Source organism: Pseudomonas sp. AK181, assembly GCF_051122975.1.
Lineage (GTDB): Bacteria > Pseudomonadota > Gammaproteobacteria > Pseudomonadales > Pseudomonadaceae > Aquipseudomonas > Aquipseudomonas lactis.
In genome coordinates this window covers 3,979,541-3,995,687 of the sequence record NZ_CP146348.1, presented here as the reverse complement: position 1 = coordinate 3,995,687, position 16,147 = coordinate 3,979,541, and the positions used below count along the sequence as shown (strand labels likewise).

The 16,147-nt window shown below is 63.0% G+C and carries 15 protein-coding genes; all 15 read left to right on the top strand.

Annotated features, from left to right (window positions below; genetic code table 11):
• The first annotated feature begins 79 nt into the window (after nt 1–79).
• The 15 genes from V8689_RS18070 to V8689_RS18000 all read left to right on the top strand — a co-directional run bounded on the left by V8689_RS18070 (nt 80) and on the right by V8689_RS18000 (nt 16,145).
• The gene (locus V8689_RS18070) at nt 80–1,120 is read left to right on the top strand and encodes a LacI family DNA-binding transcriptional regulator (RefSeq protein ID WP_056787115.1); all 1,041 of its coding nucleotides are present in this window, start codon (nt 80–82) and stop codon (nt 1,118–1,120) included.
• A 227-nt stretch (nt 1,121–1,347) separates the two neighbouring features.
• Nucleotides 1,348–3,045 (top strand): GspE/PulE family protein, encoded by a 1,698-nt coding sequence (locus V8689_RS18065; protein WP_056787317.1) that lies wholly within the window; start codon nt 1,348–1,350, stop codon nt 3,043–3,045.
• Nucleotides 3,042–4,238 (top strand): type II secretion system inner membrane protein GspF, encoded by a 1,197-nt coding sequence (gene gspF / locus V8689_RS18060; protein WP_056787117.1) that lies wholly within the window; start codon nt 3,042–3,044, stop codon nt 4,236–4,238. Before V8689_RS18065 ends, gspF begins: the two co-directional genes overlap by 4 nt.
• A gap of 20 nt (nt 4,239–4,258) precedes the next feature.
• The gene (gene gspG / locus V8689_RS18055) at nt 4,259–4,669 is read left to right on the top strand and encodes a type II secretion system major pseudopilin GspG (protein WP_019821138.1); all 411 of its coding nucleotides are present in this window, start codon (nt 4,259–4,261) and stop codon (nt 4,667–4,669) included.
• A gap of 7 nt (nt 4,670–4,676) precedes the next feature.
• Nucleotides 4,677–5,102: a type II secretion system protein gene (locus V8689_RS18050; RefSeq protein WP_056787120.1), complete on the top strand. Its 426-nt coding sequence runs from the start codon at nt 4,677–4,679 to the stop codon at nt 5,100–5,102.
• Nucleotides 5,099–5,431 (top strand): type II secretion system protein, encoded by a 333-nt coding sequence (locus V8689_RS18045; protein WP_056787123.1) that lies wholly within the window; start codon nt 5,099–5,101, stop codon nt 5,429–5,431. The genes V8689_RS18050 and V8689_RS18045 overlap by 4 nt, the downstream gene beginning before the upstream one ends.
• Nucleotides 5,428–6,036 (top strand): prepilin-type N-terminal cleavage/methylation domain-containing protein, encoded by a 609-nt coding sequence (locus tag V8689_RS18040; RefSeq protein ID WP_056787125.1) that lies wholly within the window; start codon nt 5,428–5,430, stop codon nt 6,034–6,036. The genes V8689_RS18045 and V8689_RS18040 overlap by 4 nt, the downstream gene beginning before the upstream one ends.
• Nucleotides 6,033–6,734 carry a hypothetical protein gene (locus tag V8689_RS18035; RefSeq protein WP_056787128.1) on the top strand — a complete coding sequence of 234 codons (702 nt, stop codon included), beginning with the start codon at nt 6,033–6,035 and terminating at the stop codon, nt 6,732–6,734. The genes V8689_RS18040 and V8689_RS18035 overlap by 4 nt, the downstream gene beginning before the upstream one ends.
• Nucleotides 6,731–7,723 carry a PilN domain-containing protein gene (locus V8689_RS18030; RefSeq protein ID WP_056787131.1) on the top strand — a complete coding sequence of 331 codons (993 nt, stop codon included), beginning with the start codon at nt 6,731–6,733 and terminating at the stop codon, nt 7,721–7,723. The genes V8689_RS18035 and V8689_RS18030 overlap by 4 nt, the downstream gene beginning before the upstream one ends.
• On the top strand, nt 7,698–8,300 hold the full coding sequence (gspM, locus tag V8689_RS18025; protein WP_056787133.1) for a type II secretion system protein GspM: 603 nt from the start codon (nt 7,698–7,700) through the stop codon (nt 8,298–8,300). Before V8689_RS18030 ends, gspM begins: the two co-directional genes overlap by 26 nt.
• Nucleotides 8,297–8,797 carry a hypothetical protein gene (locus V8689_RS18020; protein WP_056787136.1) on the top strand — a complete coding sequence of 167 codons (501 nt, stop codon included), beginning with the start codon at nt 8,297–8,299 and terminating at the stop codon, nt 8,795–8,797. Before gspM ends, V8689_RS18020 begins: the two co-directional genes overlap by 4 nt.
• A 5-nt stretch (nt 8,798–8,802) precedes the next feature.
• On the top strand, nt 8,803–10,929 hold the full coding sequence (gspD, locus tag V8689_RS18015; RefSeq protein ID WP_056787141.1) for a type II secretion system secretin GspD: 2,127 nt from the start codon (nt 8,803–8,805) through the stop codon (nt 10,927–10,929).
• 1,065 nt (nt 10,930–11,994) lie between these two features.
• A complete protein-coding gene (locus V8689_RS18010) occupies nt 11,995–14,388 on the top strand; it encodes a TonB-dependent receptor plug domain-containing protein (protein ID WP_056787321.1) in 2,394 nt (797 codons plus the stop codon).
• Nucleotides 14,389–14,407: 19 nt separating this feature from the next.
• Nucleotides 14,408–15,379: an amino acid ABC transporter permease gene (locus V8689_RS18005; protein ID WP_056787143.1), complete on the top strand. Its 972-nt coding sequence runs from the start codon at nt 14,408–14,410 to the stop codon at nt 15,377–15,379.
• Nucleotides 15,372–16,145 carry an amino acid ABC transporter ATP-binding protein gene (locus tag V8689_RS18000; RefSeq protein WP_034128215.1) on the top strand — a complete coding sequence of 258 codons (774 nt, stop codon included), beginning with the start codon at nt 15,372–15,374 and terminating at the stop codon, nt 16,143–16,145. Before V8689_RS18005 ends, V8689_RS18000 begins: the two co-directional genes overlap by 8 nt.
• The last annotated feature ends 2 nt before the right edge of the window (nt 16,146–16,147 follow it).

The window sequence follows — 16,147 nt, the reverse complement described above, 5'->3', positions numbered from 1 at the left end:
ATCTGGATTATTGAAGACGACTGTTTAGAGCGTCAAATACTAAAAAATTAGTTTTATATTCCTTTTTGAGGATTGTGCCGTGGATGAACACAAACCGCGCAAACGCCGGGGCGCCGGACGCGTCACCCTGAACACCGTGGCACGCCAGGCCGGGGTGTCGGCCATTACCGTGTCGCGTTACTTCAACCAACCTGAACAGGTCTCGCCCGAGCGCCGCGAGCGTATCGCCGAGGTGGTGGCGCAATTGGGGTATGTGCCCAATCTGGTGGCCGGTGGCTTGGCCTCTGCGCGAGGCAAAATCGTCGCGATGGTGATTCCGAATATCTCGGGGCCGATTTTTGCCAATACGCTGCAGGGCTTCAGCGACACCCTCAGTCGTCACGGTTACCAGCTGTTGTTGGCCTCCAGCTATTTCAGCATCGAACAGGAAGAAAGCGCGGTGCGTGCCTTTCTCGGCTGGTCGCCGGCAGCGCTGGTGCTGACCAGCCGCTTTCACAGCCCTGGCACCGAGAAGATGATCGCCGAGGCAGATATACCGATCGTCGAAACCTGGGACTACGTGCCAGAACGCGCGCCGTTGCAAGTGGGTTTTTCCCATTATGAAGTGGGCGTCACCGCCGCGCGCTACTTGCACGGCAAGGGCTATCGGCGCATCGCCTTCGTACAAAACAGTGCCGTGGGCGACTTCAGCGCATTGGAGCGGCGCGATGGGTTTACCGCGACCCTCTCCGAGTTGGGTGTGCAGCCGTGGGTCTTTGTGCCGGACGCCGACCGTGCGCCCTTCGAAGCTGGCAAGCAGGCCATGGACGCGCTGATGGGGCAGACGATCACGCCCGACGCGATTTTCTTCGCCAACGATAACCTCGCCGCCGGTGGTTTGCTGGCCGGTCAACGCGCCGGGCTGAGCATTCCCCAGGACTGCGCCGTATTGGGATTTGGCGACTACCCGTTTGCCCCCATGTTGCTGCCCAGCCTCAGCACCCTCCAGCCACCCGCGTTGGAGATTGGTGTACTCGCTGCCACACGCGTTCTGCAAAGTCTGGGTGTATTAGCCACCAATGAGGAAGTTGAGCGCTTGAATCTTTTGCACTGTCAGTTAATTGAAAGAGAGAGCACCTGAACGACCCGCAATTATGGCTAAGTGCAACTAGTGGCTATTGGCTGCTAACGCTCTAAATCAGTGCATTTGGCAATGTTTTGTATTTAATTACCCCCTCATCCGGAACTAGGGCTATAACTTCCAGTCGATACACCCGGCTAACGCCTGCCTGGGCTATGGCGAACTAATGGCATTGTTCGGTAGTTCTAAATAGCCATACTTTTCGCAACGTTAGATATTCCTCAATGATGTCGTCAGCGCCCATCGATGCTTGCAAGATGCAGATCCCGCACACCGACCAAGTGTGCGCGTGGCTGATGCAGCACGCCGGGCTCAAAACCGCTGATCTGGAACGCGCCCAGCGTTTATCCACTGAGCCTGGCGACCTGCTCGGTTTACTCACGCGCCTGGGCTTGGTGTCCGAAGTCGAACTGGCTCGCGCCTGGGCTGATTTGTTGGGTGCGCCACTGCTGTTGGCCGACGTCGCGCCGCCGTTGCTCGACCCGCTTCCCGTGCTCACCGAGCGCTTCATGCGTCACTACCAGGTAGTGCCCATGGTTTGGCAGCAGGGTGGGTTACGTGTGCTAGCCGCCAACCCCGCGCAGTTATATCCGTTCCAGGCCCTGGCGTATGCCTGTGAGGTGCCGGTGTGGCTGGCCATCGGTTCGCGGACTGAAGTCGACACACTCATCGAGCGCTATTACGGCCAGGGCCGTTCCGCCATGGGCAGCCTGATCGAAAACCTCGATGAGCAGGGGGGCGCCCTGGAAGATATCGAACACCTCAAGGACATGGCTTCCGAAGCGCCAGTGATTCGCCTGGTCAACCTGATCCTGCAGCGCGCGGTGGAACAGCGTGCCTCGGATATCCATATCGAACCCTTCGAAAACCAACTCAAGGTGCGCTACCGCATCGACGGCGTGCTGCACGACGCCGAAGCGCCGCCGGCCAGTTCGTCGGCGGCGGTGATCTCGCGGGTGAAGATCATGGCGCGCCTGGACATTGCCGAACGGCGCTTGCCCCAGGACGGGCGCATCATGCTACGCATTCAGGGCAAGGCGCTGGATTTGCGGGTGTCCACGGTGCCCACCAGCTTTGGCGAGTCGGTGGTGATGCGCCTGTTGGACCGGCAAACCGTGCAGTTCGACTTCCCCAGCCTGGGCTTTGATGGCCCGCGCCTGGCGGCCTTTCTGGACCTGTTGGCGCGGCCCCACGGCATCCTGTTGGTCACCGGGCCTACGGGCTCGGGCAAAACCACCACGCTCTACACCGCGTTGTCGCAACTCAATACCGCCGAACGCAAGATCATCACCGTGGAAGACCCGGTGGAATACCAGCTTGAAGGCATCAACCAGATCCAGGTCAAGCCGGCCATCGGCCTGGACTTTGCCGGAGCGCTGCGCGCCATCGTGCGCCAGGACCCGGACGTGATCATGATCGGCGAAATCCGCGACCTGGAAACCTGCCGTATCGCTGTGCAGTCCTCCCTCACGGGTCACTTGGTGCTCTCGACCCTTCACACCAACAGCGCCGCAGCGAGCATCACGCGCTTGCTGGACATGGGCGTGGAAAGCTACCTGATTGCCTCCACGGTCAGCGGTATCCTCGCTCAGCGCCTGGTGCGCCGCCTGGACCCTGCCACGCGGGTAGCTTTCCAGGCCCCGCCGGAATTGATCCAGGAGCACGGCCTGGATCGCCTGACCGAGCAGCGCCCGATCCTGCTTTACCGCGGCGATTATCACGGTCGCAGCGCCCTCACTGAATTGTTGGTAATGAACGATGAGTTGCGTGGCCTGCTGATGGGCCATGCCGACGCTGCCAGCCTCGAACACGCCGCCCGCCGCGCCGGTTTGCGCACCTTGTATGAAGACGGTTTGCGCCAGGCCCTGGCCGGTGTCACGTCCCTGGAAGAAGTGCTGCGCGTCACCCGTGGTGACGACGCGTGAGCCTGTTCAAGTTCCGCGCGTTGGACAGCCAGGGCGTGGCCCAGAGCGGCACGCTGCAAGCCATTGACCAGGCGGCCGCTGTCGCCGTCTTGCATCAGCGCGGGTGGTTGCTGCTGCACATCGAAACGGCCAGCGGCCCCTTGTTGCGCCAGGCACGCGGGCAGTTGAAGGGCGCAGCGCTGGTGAGTTTCACCCAACAACTGGCCACGCTACTGGGCGCCGGCCAGCCCCTCGAACGCGCTTTAAACCTGTTGCTCAAGCAAGCGCGCCATCCTCAGGTGCGGGCCTTGATCGAGCGCATCCGCGACCAGGTCAAGGCCGGCAAACCGCTGTCGGCGGCGCTGGAGGAGGAGGGCGGTACGTTTTCCCCGCTGTACCTGAGCATGGTGCGCGCCGGTGAGGCCGGCGGGGTGTTGGAGGGCACCCTGCGCCAGCTCAGCGACTACCTGGAGCGCAGCCAGTTACTGCGCGGCGAGGTGATCAATGCGCTGATCTACCCGGCATTCCTGGTGGTGGGCGTACTGGGTTCCCTGGCGTTGTTACTGGCTTATGTGGTGCCGCAATTCGTGCCGATCTTCCAAGACCTCGGCGTACCGATTCCGCTGATCACCCAGGTGATCCTGGGGCTTGGCGAGTTCCTCGGCGCCTATGGCCTGGTGGTGCTGGCCGGGTTGTCGATCTGTGGCTGGATCCTGGCAGCGCGCCTGCGCGATCCCCTCCGCCGTGAGCGTTATGACCGCCACCTGCTGGGCATCCGCGTGATCGGCCCGCTGTTGCAACGGGTGCAAGCCGCCCGCCTGGCCCGCATCCTCGGCACGTTGCTCAGCAATGGCGTGGCGCTGCTGCCTGCGCTGGTGATCGCCCGGCAGGTTTGCAGCAACCGTGCGCTCCAGGCGCAAGTGGCGCTGGCAGCGCAACGGGTCAAGGGCGGCGGCACCCTGGCCGATGCGTTCGGTCGCCAGCCGCTGCTACCTGAGTTGGCACTGCACATGATCGAAGTCGGTGAACAGGCCGGTGAACTGGACAGCATGCTGCTCAAGATCGCCGACATCTTCGACGTCGAGGCCAAGCGCGCCATCGAACGCTTGCTCGCGGCAATGGTGCCGACCCTCACCGTGGTCATGGCGGTACTGGTGGCAGTGATCATGCTCGCGATCATGCTGCCGCTGATGAGCCTCACCAGCCATATATGAACTTTCAAGGAGCAGAACCGATGAAAACCCGACACCGCCAAGGCGGCTTCACCCTTTTGGAAATGCTGGCGGTGATCGTGCTGCTGGGCATTGTCGCGACCATTGTGGTGCGCCAGGTCGGTGGCAATGTAGACAAGGGCAAGTACGGCGCGGGCAAGGCGCAACTGGCCAGTTTGAGCATGAAGATCGACAGCTACGCCCTGGACGTGGGCGCACCGCCCAACAACCTGCAACAGCTGCTCGACAAGCCCGCCAGTGCGTCCAACTGGGCCGGCCCCTACGCCAAGCCTTCGGAGTTGAAAGACCCGTTCGGCCATGGGTTCGGCTATCGCTTCCCCGGTGAGCACGGCGCCTTCGACCTGATCTTCTACGGCCAGGACGGCCAACCCGGCGGTGAAGGCTACAGTGCCGACCTGGGCAACTGGGAGTAACCCGCCCGTGGCCCAGCGAGGCTTTACCCTGCTGGAGATGCTGGTGGTCATTGTATTGATCGGCATCGCTGCCGGGTTGTTGGGGCTGGGTGTACGACAAGGGTTGCAGGTGGCCAAGGAGCGGCGGGTGGTCGCGCAGATGGTCGAGGCGCTGCGCGCCACGCGGGCGAGCGCGATCGTCAGCGGCCAGGCGGCGCACACTCAATTCGACCTCCAGGGCCGCACGTTCCAGGCCCCAGGGCGTGCGTCACAGCAGTGGCCGGCGCAGGTGCAGGTGACCTTGCACAGTGCCGAGCAGGCCGGGGCCGCCGTAGTGTTCTATCCCGACGGCAGTTCCACCGGCGGTAACCTGCTGCTGGCCAACGGTAGCCGGCGTTGGCGCATCGACATCGGCTGGCTCACCGGCAGTGTGCAGTCCAAGGCGCTGCCATGAAGCACCAGGCCGGTTTCACCTTGCTGGAAATGCTCGCCGCCCTGACGTTGATGGCGGTGTGCAGCAGCGTATTGCTGGTTGCCTTCGGCCAGAGCGCGCGTTCGTTGTCCCAGGTGGCCCACAGCGACCGCCTCACCCATGCCGCGCTCACGCTGCTGGACCAGGAAACCGCCGGCCCGCTGACGGAGGGAACCCGCCAAGGCGAACTCGATGGCATCCAGTGGCAACTGACCAGCACCCGCCAACAGTCGCACCTGTTTCGTGTGGACCTGAGCGTACGTGAAGGCGTGCATCAGGCGCACTTCAGCACCTTGAAGGCACGCCTGTGAAGCGCCGTGAGCAGGGCTTCACGTTGCTGGAAGTGCTCGTGGTGCTCAGCTTGCTGTCGGTGTTGTTGCTGCTGGTGAGCGCAGCGTTGCTGGGAGCCAATCGGGCGGTGGCCAAGGCCCAGGCCTACACCGCCAGCCTGGATGAAATGCGCGCCGCCCAACAGTTTTTGCGCACCTCGATCAGCGAGGCGCTGCCGTTGAAACTCACTGACGACGACAGCCAGGCCGAGGGTTTCTTGATCGGCATGCCGGAACGGCTGCAGTTTGTGGCGACTTTGCCCGGTGTACTGGGTGGCGGTATCCAAGGTTTTACCCTGCAACGTGTCGGGCAGGATCTGCAGGTGGCTTTTTCGCAGAGGGCGTCGCAGGCCAACGCGCAGCGCGATGAGCCGCAGGTGCTTTTGCATAACGTCGAGGCGCTGCAGTTCAGCTATCGCGGTATATCGCCACTGGGCCAACCCACCGACTGGTTGAGCCCGTGGCCCTGGCCCCGGCGCTTGCCCACAGCGGTGCGCATCGACGCCACCGTCGACGGGCCGGTGCCGTGGGTTACTCAGGTGATTGCGCTGCGCCTGAACCTGTCCAGCGCGAGCAGCGAAGAATGAAGCGCCAACGCGGCGCGGCCCTGTTGCTGGTGCTGTGGGTGCTGGCCTTGCTCAGCGTATTGCTGGGTGGCCTGGCCGGGTGGGTGCAACTGCAAAGTCGCCAGGCGCTGTGGCTGCGCCAGCACACCCAGACAGTGTTGGCCGCCCAGGCCGGTATCGCTCAGGTCATGGCGCAAGGGCAGTGGGTGGCGGACGGGCGTTCTATTGCGCTGGCCTTCGACGATGGGCGCTTACAGGTCAGTGTGCGCAGTGAGCGCGGCAAGCTGTACCTGGTCAACGCCGCTCTCCAAGACGTCACGCGCCTGGCCCTGGCCTGCGGTGCTACACCGGCCCAGGCTCAGCAGTTGACCAAGGCCCTTGAGACGCGCCGCCAACAGGGCCTGGCGCCGTTTCGGGTGCTGGAGGAAGTGCGTCAACTCCCCGGCATGACCCAGGCGCTCTACAGCCAATTGTTGCCAGAAATCACTTTGTGGAGCGACCTCGACCGGCCCGCTCCGGCATTCGCCAGCCCTTTGATGCGCAAGGCGTTGAACCTGCCACGCCAGGACACCGAGGGCGTCGACCCCGGCCAGGTCGTGGAAATCGACAGCCGCGCCGAACGCCCCGGCGGCTATCAGGCACGCCTGCGACTCACCCTTTTATTGAGCCCTGCGGAGGACAGCGCACAGCCCTACCGGGTAGTGCGGTGGCAAGAATGATTCAACGCGAACCGATTGCCCGCTATTGGCGCGGCAGCCTGCTGCAACAAGGCTGGCGCCTGTGGCTCACGGAGCTGCGCGGTTGTGTGCCGAAGTGGCTGGTGTTCCAGGAACCGCCCGAGCAGGTTCATCACTGGCCGCTGACGGCGCCGGTGGTGCCAGGCAATGCGCGTCAGGTGCTGATACTTGCCCCCGACGCGGTGTTACAGCAAAGCGTGCAACTGCCTCTGGCCGCTGCACGTAACCTCATGGAAGTGGTTGGCTATGAACTGGACCGTTACACCCCGTTTGACGCCGAGCAGCTCTACTTCGTCGCCCGTCAGGAGCGGCGCACACCCAGCCATCTAGAGGTGAGGGTGGTGGCGATTCTGCGCGAGCGCCTTGACCAGATTCTCACCGATTGCGCTGCCCTCGGCCTCTACCCACACCGCGTGGATGTGGCGGGCTTGGGCATTGATCTGCTGCCTGCGCCGTTACGCCCGCGCTCGCGTCCCGCCGGCAAGCAATTGCAGCGCAGCCTGCCGTGGTTGTGTGGCGCGTTGCTGATCGCGGCGATGCTGCTGTGGCTCAACGACCGCCAGCGGGTACTCGACAGCATGCGCGCCACTGTCCAACAGCAAAAAGCCGAGGTCGCCCAGGTGCACGCCCTGCGCCAGCAACTGCTCAATACCCGTGGTGCGGCGCAGTACCTGTCCCAGCGTAAACGGGCGCAACCGCCCCTGGCCGCGCTGCTGAATGACTTGACCAGTTGCCTGCCCGCCGACACCTGGCTCGACCAATTGGACGTCAAGGACGGCGAAGTGAGTTTCTCCGGCCAGAGCGCCAAGGCCAGTGGCCTGATCAGCCGCATCAAAGGCTGCCAGCGCTTGGACAACGCGCAGTTCGAAGGGGTGATCCAACCCGACGCACGCACCGGCAAGGACCAGTTTGCCTTGCGTGCCCACTTACGCCAGGAGGCCGCCGATGCGCCGACCCCTCACACCCCGTGAACGCCGCGGCGCCGCCTTGTTGACCCTGGCTTTGGTGCTCGGCGCGGCCTATTGGCTGTTGATCGACAGCTGGTTCGCCGGGCCACTGCGGGCCATGGGCGAACAGGCCGAACAGTTGCGTGAACAGCAGCAGCGCTATGCCAGCGTCATACGCCAGGGCGATGCCTTGCGCGAACAGCTTTCGCAAGCACAGCAAGACCCGGCCAGCAGCGCCAGCCTGTTGCCGGGGGACGACCCTGACGTGGTCGCCGCCGATTTGATGCAGCGTCTTGCCGACCTGATCAACAGCCACGCCAACCTCGGCGGCGGCTGCAACCTCACCCAGCGCAAGCCGATCACGCCTGAACAGGACGACAGCGAGCCCTATCGTCAGGTCAAGGTCAGCCTCACGCTCAATTGCGCCATCGAACCGCTGACCGCAATCCTGCATGGGCTGGAATATCAGCCGCCTTTTCTGTTCGTTGATGAGCTGCATATTCGTCGTGACAAACAGGCGCCGGCCAATGGCGGGGCAGGCAAGCTGGCGGTGCAATTGCTGGTGCGCGGCTACCTGCAACCGGCGCGGGTGGCACCATGATCGGCCCCTTGCGCCCTCTGGAATGGGGCTGGCTCGGCGTGGCCGCGCTTTTGGGGCTGTTGATGGCGATGATCCTCAGCAGCATCGGCGATGCCCCGCGGTGGTTGCCCGAGGCGCCGGTGCACGCGCCGCCCTCGTTCCAGTTGCAGGCCGCTCCCACGCCGGCGTTGCAAGACCTTGCCGGCACCTGGCAAGCGCCACTGTTCAGCCCGGATCGCCGGCCGGACCGGGAGGTGGGTAAAACCCAGGTGGCGAGCCTGGCCAATCTGACCCTCAGCGGCATCATGATCACCGGCAACCTGCAAATGGCCATGCTCAAGCAAGCCGGTGGCCCGACGCTCACGGTGCGCTTGGGCCAGACGTTGCCCAACGGCTGGCGCCTGGAACACCTGACCCCGCAATACGCCCGTTTTGCCCTGGACGGGCGCACCCAAACCCTGAGCCTCTACGGTAAGCGGTTACCCCTGATCTCACATCCCCGCGAGTCTCTCCCTTGATCGATATGCGCACTTCGCTGTTTTGCCTGGCTACCGCCGTCTCCCTGGGCGGCTGTGGCTCTTTGCCCGACACCCTCGACCCGGACGACGAGCTGCTGCGCGAGGCCCTGCAGGGCACCGGCGCACAACGCCCGCCGCTTCAGACGCCAGTGGCCCAAAGCCCTCCATCTGCCACCCAGGCCCCGCCACAGCGCCAGTTGATTCGTGGCAATCAAGCGTTTGTGCGCCAGCCCAAGGCGCCTGTAAACGTGCCGGAGCAGGGCGGCGACATCGTGTTCAACTTCGCCGGCCAGCCCATCGAGGCCGTGATCAACAGCGTGATGGGCGACCTCCTGCACGAGAACTACAGCATCGCCGAGGGCGTGAAAGGTACTGTCAGCTTCTCCACTTCCAAACCCGTGGACAAACAGCAGGCGCTGTCGATTCTCGAAACCCTGCTGTCATGGACCGACAACGCCATGATCAAACAGGGCAACCGCTATGTGATCCTGCCGGCCAACCAGGCAGTGGCGGGTAAGCTGGTGCCGCAGATGCGCGTGGCGCAACCGGCCAGCGGCCTCTCGGCACGCCTGTTTTCACTGCGCTATATCTCGGCCACCGAGATGCAGAAACTGCTCAAGCCCTTCGCCCGTGAAAACGCTTTTTTGTTGGTGGACCCGGCGCGCAATGTCCTGAGCCTGGCCGGCACGCCTGAAGAACTGGCCAACTACCAGGACACCATCGACACCTTCGATGTGGACTGGCTCAAGGGCATGTCGGTGGCGGTGTTCGGCCTGCAACGCGCCTCGGTGGCCGAGTTGATGCCCGAGCTGCAAGCCATGTTCGGCGCGGACAGCGGTACGCCCCTGGCCGGCATGCTGCGGTTCTTGCCGGTGGAGCGCACCAACTCGGTGGTGGCGATTTCTTCCCAGCCCCAGTACCTCAGCGAAGTGGGCGACTGGATCCGCACCATCGACGAGGGCGGCGGCAACGAGCCGCAGATGTATGTGTACGACGTGCGCAATATGAAGGCCGCTGATCTGGCCAAGTACCTGCGGCAGATCTACGGCAATGGCGCGATCAAGGATGACGCCCCGGCGAAGGTAGCGCCGGGGTTGCGTACTACCACCTTGTCCTCGTCCACCAGTGCCGGTTTGCAGGCCAACGCGCCCGTGCCCGCAGCTTCAGAACCTGAAGCCGAGCCTGCCGAAAACACCCCGGCATCGCCCACCAGCGACCTCGAAGCGGGCACGCGCATCACCGCGCAAAAGAGCAGCAACCAACTGCTGGTGCGCACCCGCCCGGCGCAATGGAAAGAGATCGAAGCGGCGATCAAACGCCTCGACAACCCACCGCTGCAAGTGCAGATCGAGACACGCATCCTGGAGGTCAAGCTCACCGGCGAACTGGACCTGGGCGTGCAGTGGTACCTGGGCCGCCTGGCCGGTAATTCCACCAGCACCACGGTGGCCAACGCCTCCGGCAGCCAAGGCGCCCTGGGCGGTGGCGGGGCAGGGCTTGGGGCGGCGGACTCGTTGTTCTATTCCTTCGTCAGCTCCAACCTGCAAGTGGCCCTGCACGCCCTGGAAACCAACGGCCGCACCCAGGTGCTGTCGGCGCCATCGCTGGTGGTGATGAACAACCAGCCGGCGCAGATCCAGGTGGGGGACAACATTCCCATCAGCCAGACCACCGTCAATACCGGCGACGCCGACACCACCTTGAGCAGTGTCGAATATGTGCAGACGGGGGTTATTCTGGATGTGGTGCCGCGCATCAATCCGGGCGGGCTGGTGTACATGGATATTCAGCAACAGGTCAGTGATGCCCAGAACCCGACGGGGAGCAGTGAGGCGCCGGTGAACCCGCGTATCTCCACGCGCTCGGTATCGACCCAGGTGGCGGTTCAGAGTGGCCAGACGGTGTTGCTCGGTGGGTTGATCAAGCAGGACAACGCTGAGAGTGTCAGCGCCGTGCCTTACCTGGGGAAGATTCCGGGGTTGCGCTGGTTGTTTGGCAATACCGGCAAGTCCAAGGACCGCACGGAGCTGATTGTGCTGATTACGCCGAGGGTGATTACCAGCAGCAGCCAGGCGCGGCAGGTGACGGATGATTATCGCCAGCAGATGCAGCTGTTGCGACCGGCTCAATGATCCTGGCTGTACCGAGTACCAATGTGGGAGCTGGCTTGCCTGCGATGACGGCCTGCCAGCCGGCACTTCTCTACCTGACACCCCATAATTTAACTGTGGGAGCTGGCTTGCCTGCGATGGCGGCCTACCAGCCGACACCTATCTACCTGACACCCCGCGATCAAAAATGTGGGAGCTGGCTTGCCTGCGATGACGGCCTGACAGCCGACACCTATCTACCTGACACCCCACGATCCAACTGTGGGAGCGGGCTTGCTCGCGAAGGCGGCCTGACAGGCAACACAGTTGGATTGTGTACATATCCATTGCTGCGGTAACGGCCACTTAGGGTTCCGCCCTGACGGCGGCTCACTTTTGAAAAGCGCAAAAGTAAGCAAAACGCTCTTGCCCCACCACTCGGCACCTCGCTTGGGCTCGGTGTGCCCGAACACAGGCTTGAATCCGTGGGCCGCCGCCACGCGCCATCCATGGCGCGGGTCGGCTAACCCGGCGTCCTGCCGGGTTACCCACGAATTCAAGCCTGTGTTCGGCCAGCGTGGTTTAACGGGGCGCCTGAGATCAAGATCACAAGCAGATCAAGAGCGGCTCGCTTCGCATCGTGGTTACCGTCGGTAGTTACCGTTGCGGTGGGGGCGTGTCAGTAAATGCATTTTGGCTGGCCCACTGTCATCGGGAGCACGCCCCCTCTCACATTTTGAGCGTTCTGCGCGCTTAGATGAAAAATCACTTTTATGAATAATTATTTTTAAAAATAATGAAAGTAGAGAATATTAGCTTATGCCCAAATAGCATTATATTTTTAAAATCCATTCCGTTATGTTTGATCCCAACAGCCTACCCCTGACCTCGGATGGTACCCAGCGTGATTCAGATTCTGCGCGCCTGACCGGGTAATCCTCCCGCCGCCGCAGAGTCGTTGGACGGGAGCTCAACGTATGTTGCCACTTCAAACCCCTCGCTTGCCCCACACCTAGCCCACGCCGTATCGCCCCTTTGAACATTGGCTCCGCCGCGCCCGGCGCGTGCCTGCTCGACTTTGCGATTTGGAAAAAGCTGGGAATGGATATGAAGCACATTCTGCAACCTACTGCTGCCCTGACCCTGTCGCTGTTCGCCGCGGCGGCACAGGCCCAGGATGACAGCACTTTGTCTACGGTCGTTGTGACCGGCAACCGTGGCGCCGAGCAGCGCACGGTCACTAGCAGCCCGGTGCCGATTGACGTGGTCAGCGCCCAGCAATTGCAAAACACCGGCAAGCCCGGGTTGATGGAGGCGTTGAGCGCGGTGATCCCGTCGCTGACCCTGCCGGAAAAAACCGGTTGGGACGCCAGCGGCATTGCCCGGGCACCGAACCTGCGGGGCTTGAGCGCTGCCGAAGTGTTGGTGCTGGTCAACGGCAAGCGCCGCCACACCAGTGCCACCTTGAATATCAACGGCATCAACACCGGCGCGGCGCCGGCTGACCTGGACCTGATCCCCATCAGCGCCATCGACCATGTCGAAGTGCTGCGCGATGGGGCGGCTGCCCAGTATGGGTCCGACGCCATCGCCGGGGTGATCAACGTGATCCTCAAGGCCGACACCCGCGGTACCTCGGTGACCAACGCCGGCCTTGGCTACGACGGCAAGAAACAGACCGTGCAGCAAAGCCTCAACAAGGGCTTCGAAATCGGCAACGGCGGCATCGTACAACTGGCCCTGGATGCGCGCAGCCAGAATGATGACAACAAGGCCAGCGCCAACGGCTACACCTATGAGCAAGCCTATGGCCTGGCGGGCAAGTCCACCTATGGCGGCTACGGTACGCCCAAGACCAACTTGCTGACCCTGGGCTACAACGCCGAGTTGCCAATCGACGACAGCTTCAGCCTCTACTCCTTTACCACCTACTCGCGACGCAAGGCTGAGCAGGGGCAGAACTTCCGCCTGCCGACCATCACCAACACCATCACTATCGGGCCCAACGGTTACCCGGCCGGGTATACGCCCACCTGGTACATCGACGAGGACGACTTCCAGGCGGCGTTCGGTGGCAAGGGCACTGTGGGCGAGTGGGACTGGGACTTGTCTACCACCTACGGGCGCAACGAAGCGGAGCAGGGCACCACCCACAACCAGAACCCTTCCCTGGGCCAAGCGACGCCGAACAGCTTCACCTCCGGCACCTGGATTTCCACCGAGCTGACCACCAACCTGGACTTCAAGCGTGGCTTCGACATCGGACTGCAAAAGCCCTTGGACCTGTCCTACGGCTTCGAGCATCGGCGCGACACCTACGAGGTGCAAGCCGGCGATTACGCGTCCTATGCCAATGGCGGTTACTGCGTGGCGCCAGGTAACTGCGCGTCGTCCGGGGCGCAGGTCACCAATGGTATTTCACCCGACGAAGAAAGCAGCGCCTCGCGCAACAGCCTGGCCGGTTATGTGGACGTGGGTTTCAACCCCTTGCCTAACTGGTACGTCGGCACAGCGGTGCGTTATGAACATTACAACGAGGGCGTGGGCGCCACCCGCAGCGGTAAGCTGACCACCCGCTACGACTTCACCCCGCAGTTCGCGGTGCGCGCCACGGTGAGCAATGGCTTTCGTGCGCCGTCCCTGGCCAACAGTCTGTTCAGTGCGCGCTCCACCACCTATGGCGTCGTCGATGGGGTGTATCAGTCGATCAACTATGGCGTGCTGCCGGTGGGTTCGGCGGCGGCCCAGGCACTAGGCGCGCAGGAGCTCAAGCCCGAGCGCTCTACCAACTTCAGCCTCGGTTTCACGCTCACACCCACCGACCGCCTGAGCTTCACCGCCGATGCCTACGTGATCAACCTGCGTGACCGCATCACCCTTACCGGCACCTTGCTGGGCCCGGAAGTCACCCAGGTATTGCAGAACAACGGCATCAACTCCACCTCTGGCGGCCAGTACTTTATCAACGGCGCCGACACTCGCACCAAAGGCCTGGACCTGGTCAGCAGCTACAACCAGGACCTGGGCGCGTTCGGCGCGCTGAAGTGGACCGCTGCGTTCAACTGGAACCAGACCAAAATCCTCAACTACAAGGCATCCACTGACATCCTCGGCACCTCCTACGACCTGATGGACCGCCAGGCGCGCAACCTGATCACCGGCGTGCAACCCAACACCAAGCTGATCCTGGGCGGTGACTGGCGCATCGAGCGCTTCAACCTCAACCTGGCCCTGACCCGCTACGGCTCGTACAAGGAAGTGAACTCATCGGCCAATCGTGACCTGGACCGGGTCTACAACGCCCGCTGGATCACCGACCTCGACCTTGGCTACAGCCTCACCAAAGACCTGAACATCGCCATCGGCGCCAAGAACCTGTTCGACCTCTATCCCAAGAAACAAGGGGTGCCGAGCAGCACCATGGTTGCCAGCTACGGCACCTATTCGCCCTACGGTTTTACCGGCGGGTATTACTACACCCGGCTGACTTACGCCTTCTGAGGCCTGCGAGGAAAAGAACATGCCCATTGTCGCCAAACCCTATGACCTGCTTGATGAAGTCAGCGCCCAACCGCTGCGCAAGCGCCGTGCTGCCACGCCGATCAAGGCGCTGCGCGTGGTGCCGGCCCGGCACCCCTGGCGCTGGGCCGGGTCGATTTTCGCCGCGCTGGTATTACTCGGCATTGTGCACTCCCTGGCCACCAACCCGCGCTGGGAATGGGGGGTGTTCGGCCAGTGGTTCTTTTCGCCCTCGGTGCTGCGCGGGTTGGGCCAGACGTTGCTGCTGACGCTGCTGAGCACAGTGTTCAGCATCTTGCTGGGTACCGCGCTGGCCCTGGCGCGGTTGTCGGGTTCGCCGTTGCTGGCGGCGTTGGCCTGGGGCTATATCTGGTTCTTCCGGTCGATGCCGGCGCTGCTGGTGCTGATCATCCTCTACAACTTTGCCTACCTGTACGACCATATCGTGCTTGGCGTGCCGTTCACCGACCTGGTGTTCGCCGAGTGGTCGACGGTGGATGTGCTCAGCCAATTTACCGTGGCCGTCATGGGCTTGAGCCTGATGCAGGCGGCCTACGCGGCGGAGATCATTCGCGGTGGGCTGATCGGCGTGGATGCCGGCCAGCATGAAGCCGCGGCGGCCTTGGGGTTGCCGGCCTCTCGACGCATCTTCCGGATCATCCTGCCCCAGGCGCTGCGCTCGATCTTGCCGTCGGGGTTCAACGAAATCATCGGCCTGGTCAAGGGCACCTCGATTGTCTACGTGCTGGCCTTGCCCGAGCTGTTCTACACCGTGCAGGTCATCTACAACCGCACCCAGGCGGTGATCCCGTTGCTGATCGTCGCCACGGTCTGGTACCTGATCATCACCACCGTGCTCACCAGCGCCCAGTACTACGTCGAGCGCCACTTCGCCCGGGGCACCGCGCGGGTGCTGCCACCCACGCCGTTGCAGCGCGTGCGCCGCTGGTTCAAGGAGAAGGCCCATGCCTGAAGCACGCGCCGGGCGCATTCAGATCCAGGGCGTGGGCAAGCGCTTTGGCAACCAGCAGGTACTCGATCATATCGACCTGAGCATTGACCCTGGCAAGGTCACGGTGATCCTCGGGCCGTCCGGCTCGGGCAAGTCCACCTTGCTGCGCACCATCAACCATTTGGAGAAGATCGACAGCGGGCATATCACCATCGACGGTGAGTACGTCGGATATCGGCGCAAAGGCGAGCTGCTTTTTGAACTCACCGAACGCGAGATTCTCAAGCGCCGTATCGACGTGGGCTTCGTGTTCCAGAACTTCAACCTGTTTCCCCACCTCACCGCCTGGGAAAACATCGCCGAAGCGCCCCTGGCGCACAAGCGCTGGAGCCGGCTGCAGGCCCGTGACAAGGCCGATGAATTACTCGCCAAGGTCGGCCTGGCGGACAAGGCCGACGCCTACCCGCGCCAGCTCTCCGGCGGCCAACAGCAACGTGTCGCCATCGCCCGGGCCTTGGCGCTCGACCCCAAAGTGCTGCTGTTCGACGAGCCCACCTCGGCCCTCGACCCGGAACTGGTGGGTGAAGTGCTGGACGTGATCAAGGGCCTGACCCAACTGGGCGTGACCCTGGTGATCGTCACCCATGAGATCGGCTTTGCCCGCGAAGTGGCCGACCACGTGGTGTTCCTCTGCGACGGCCAACTGATCGAAGAAGGCCCGCCCGAACAGATCCTGCGCCAACCCCGACATCCCCGCACCCAGGCCTTTCTCGGCAAAGTGCTTTAGTT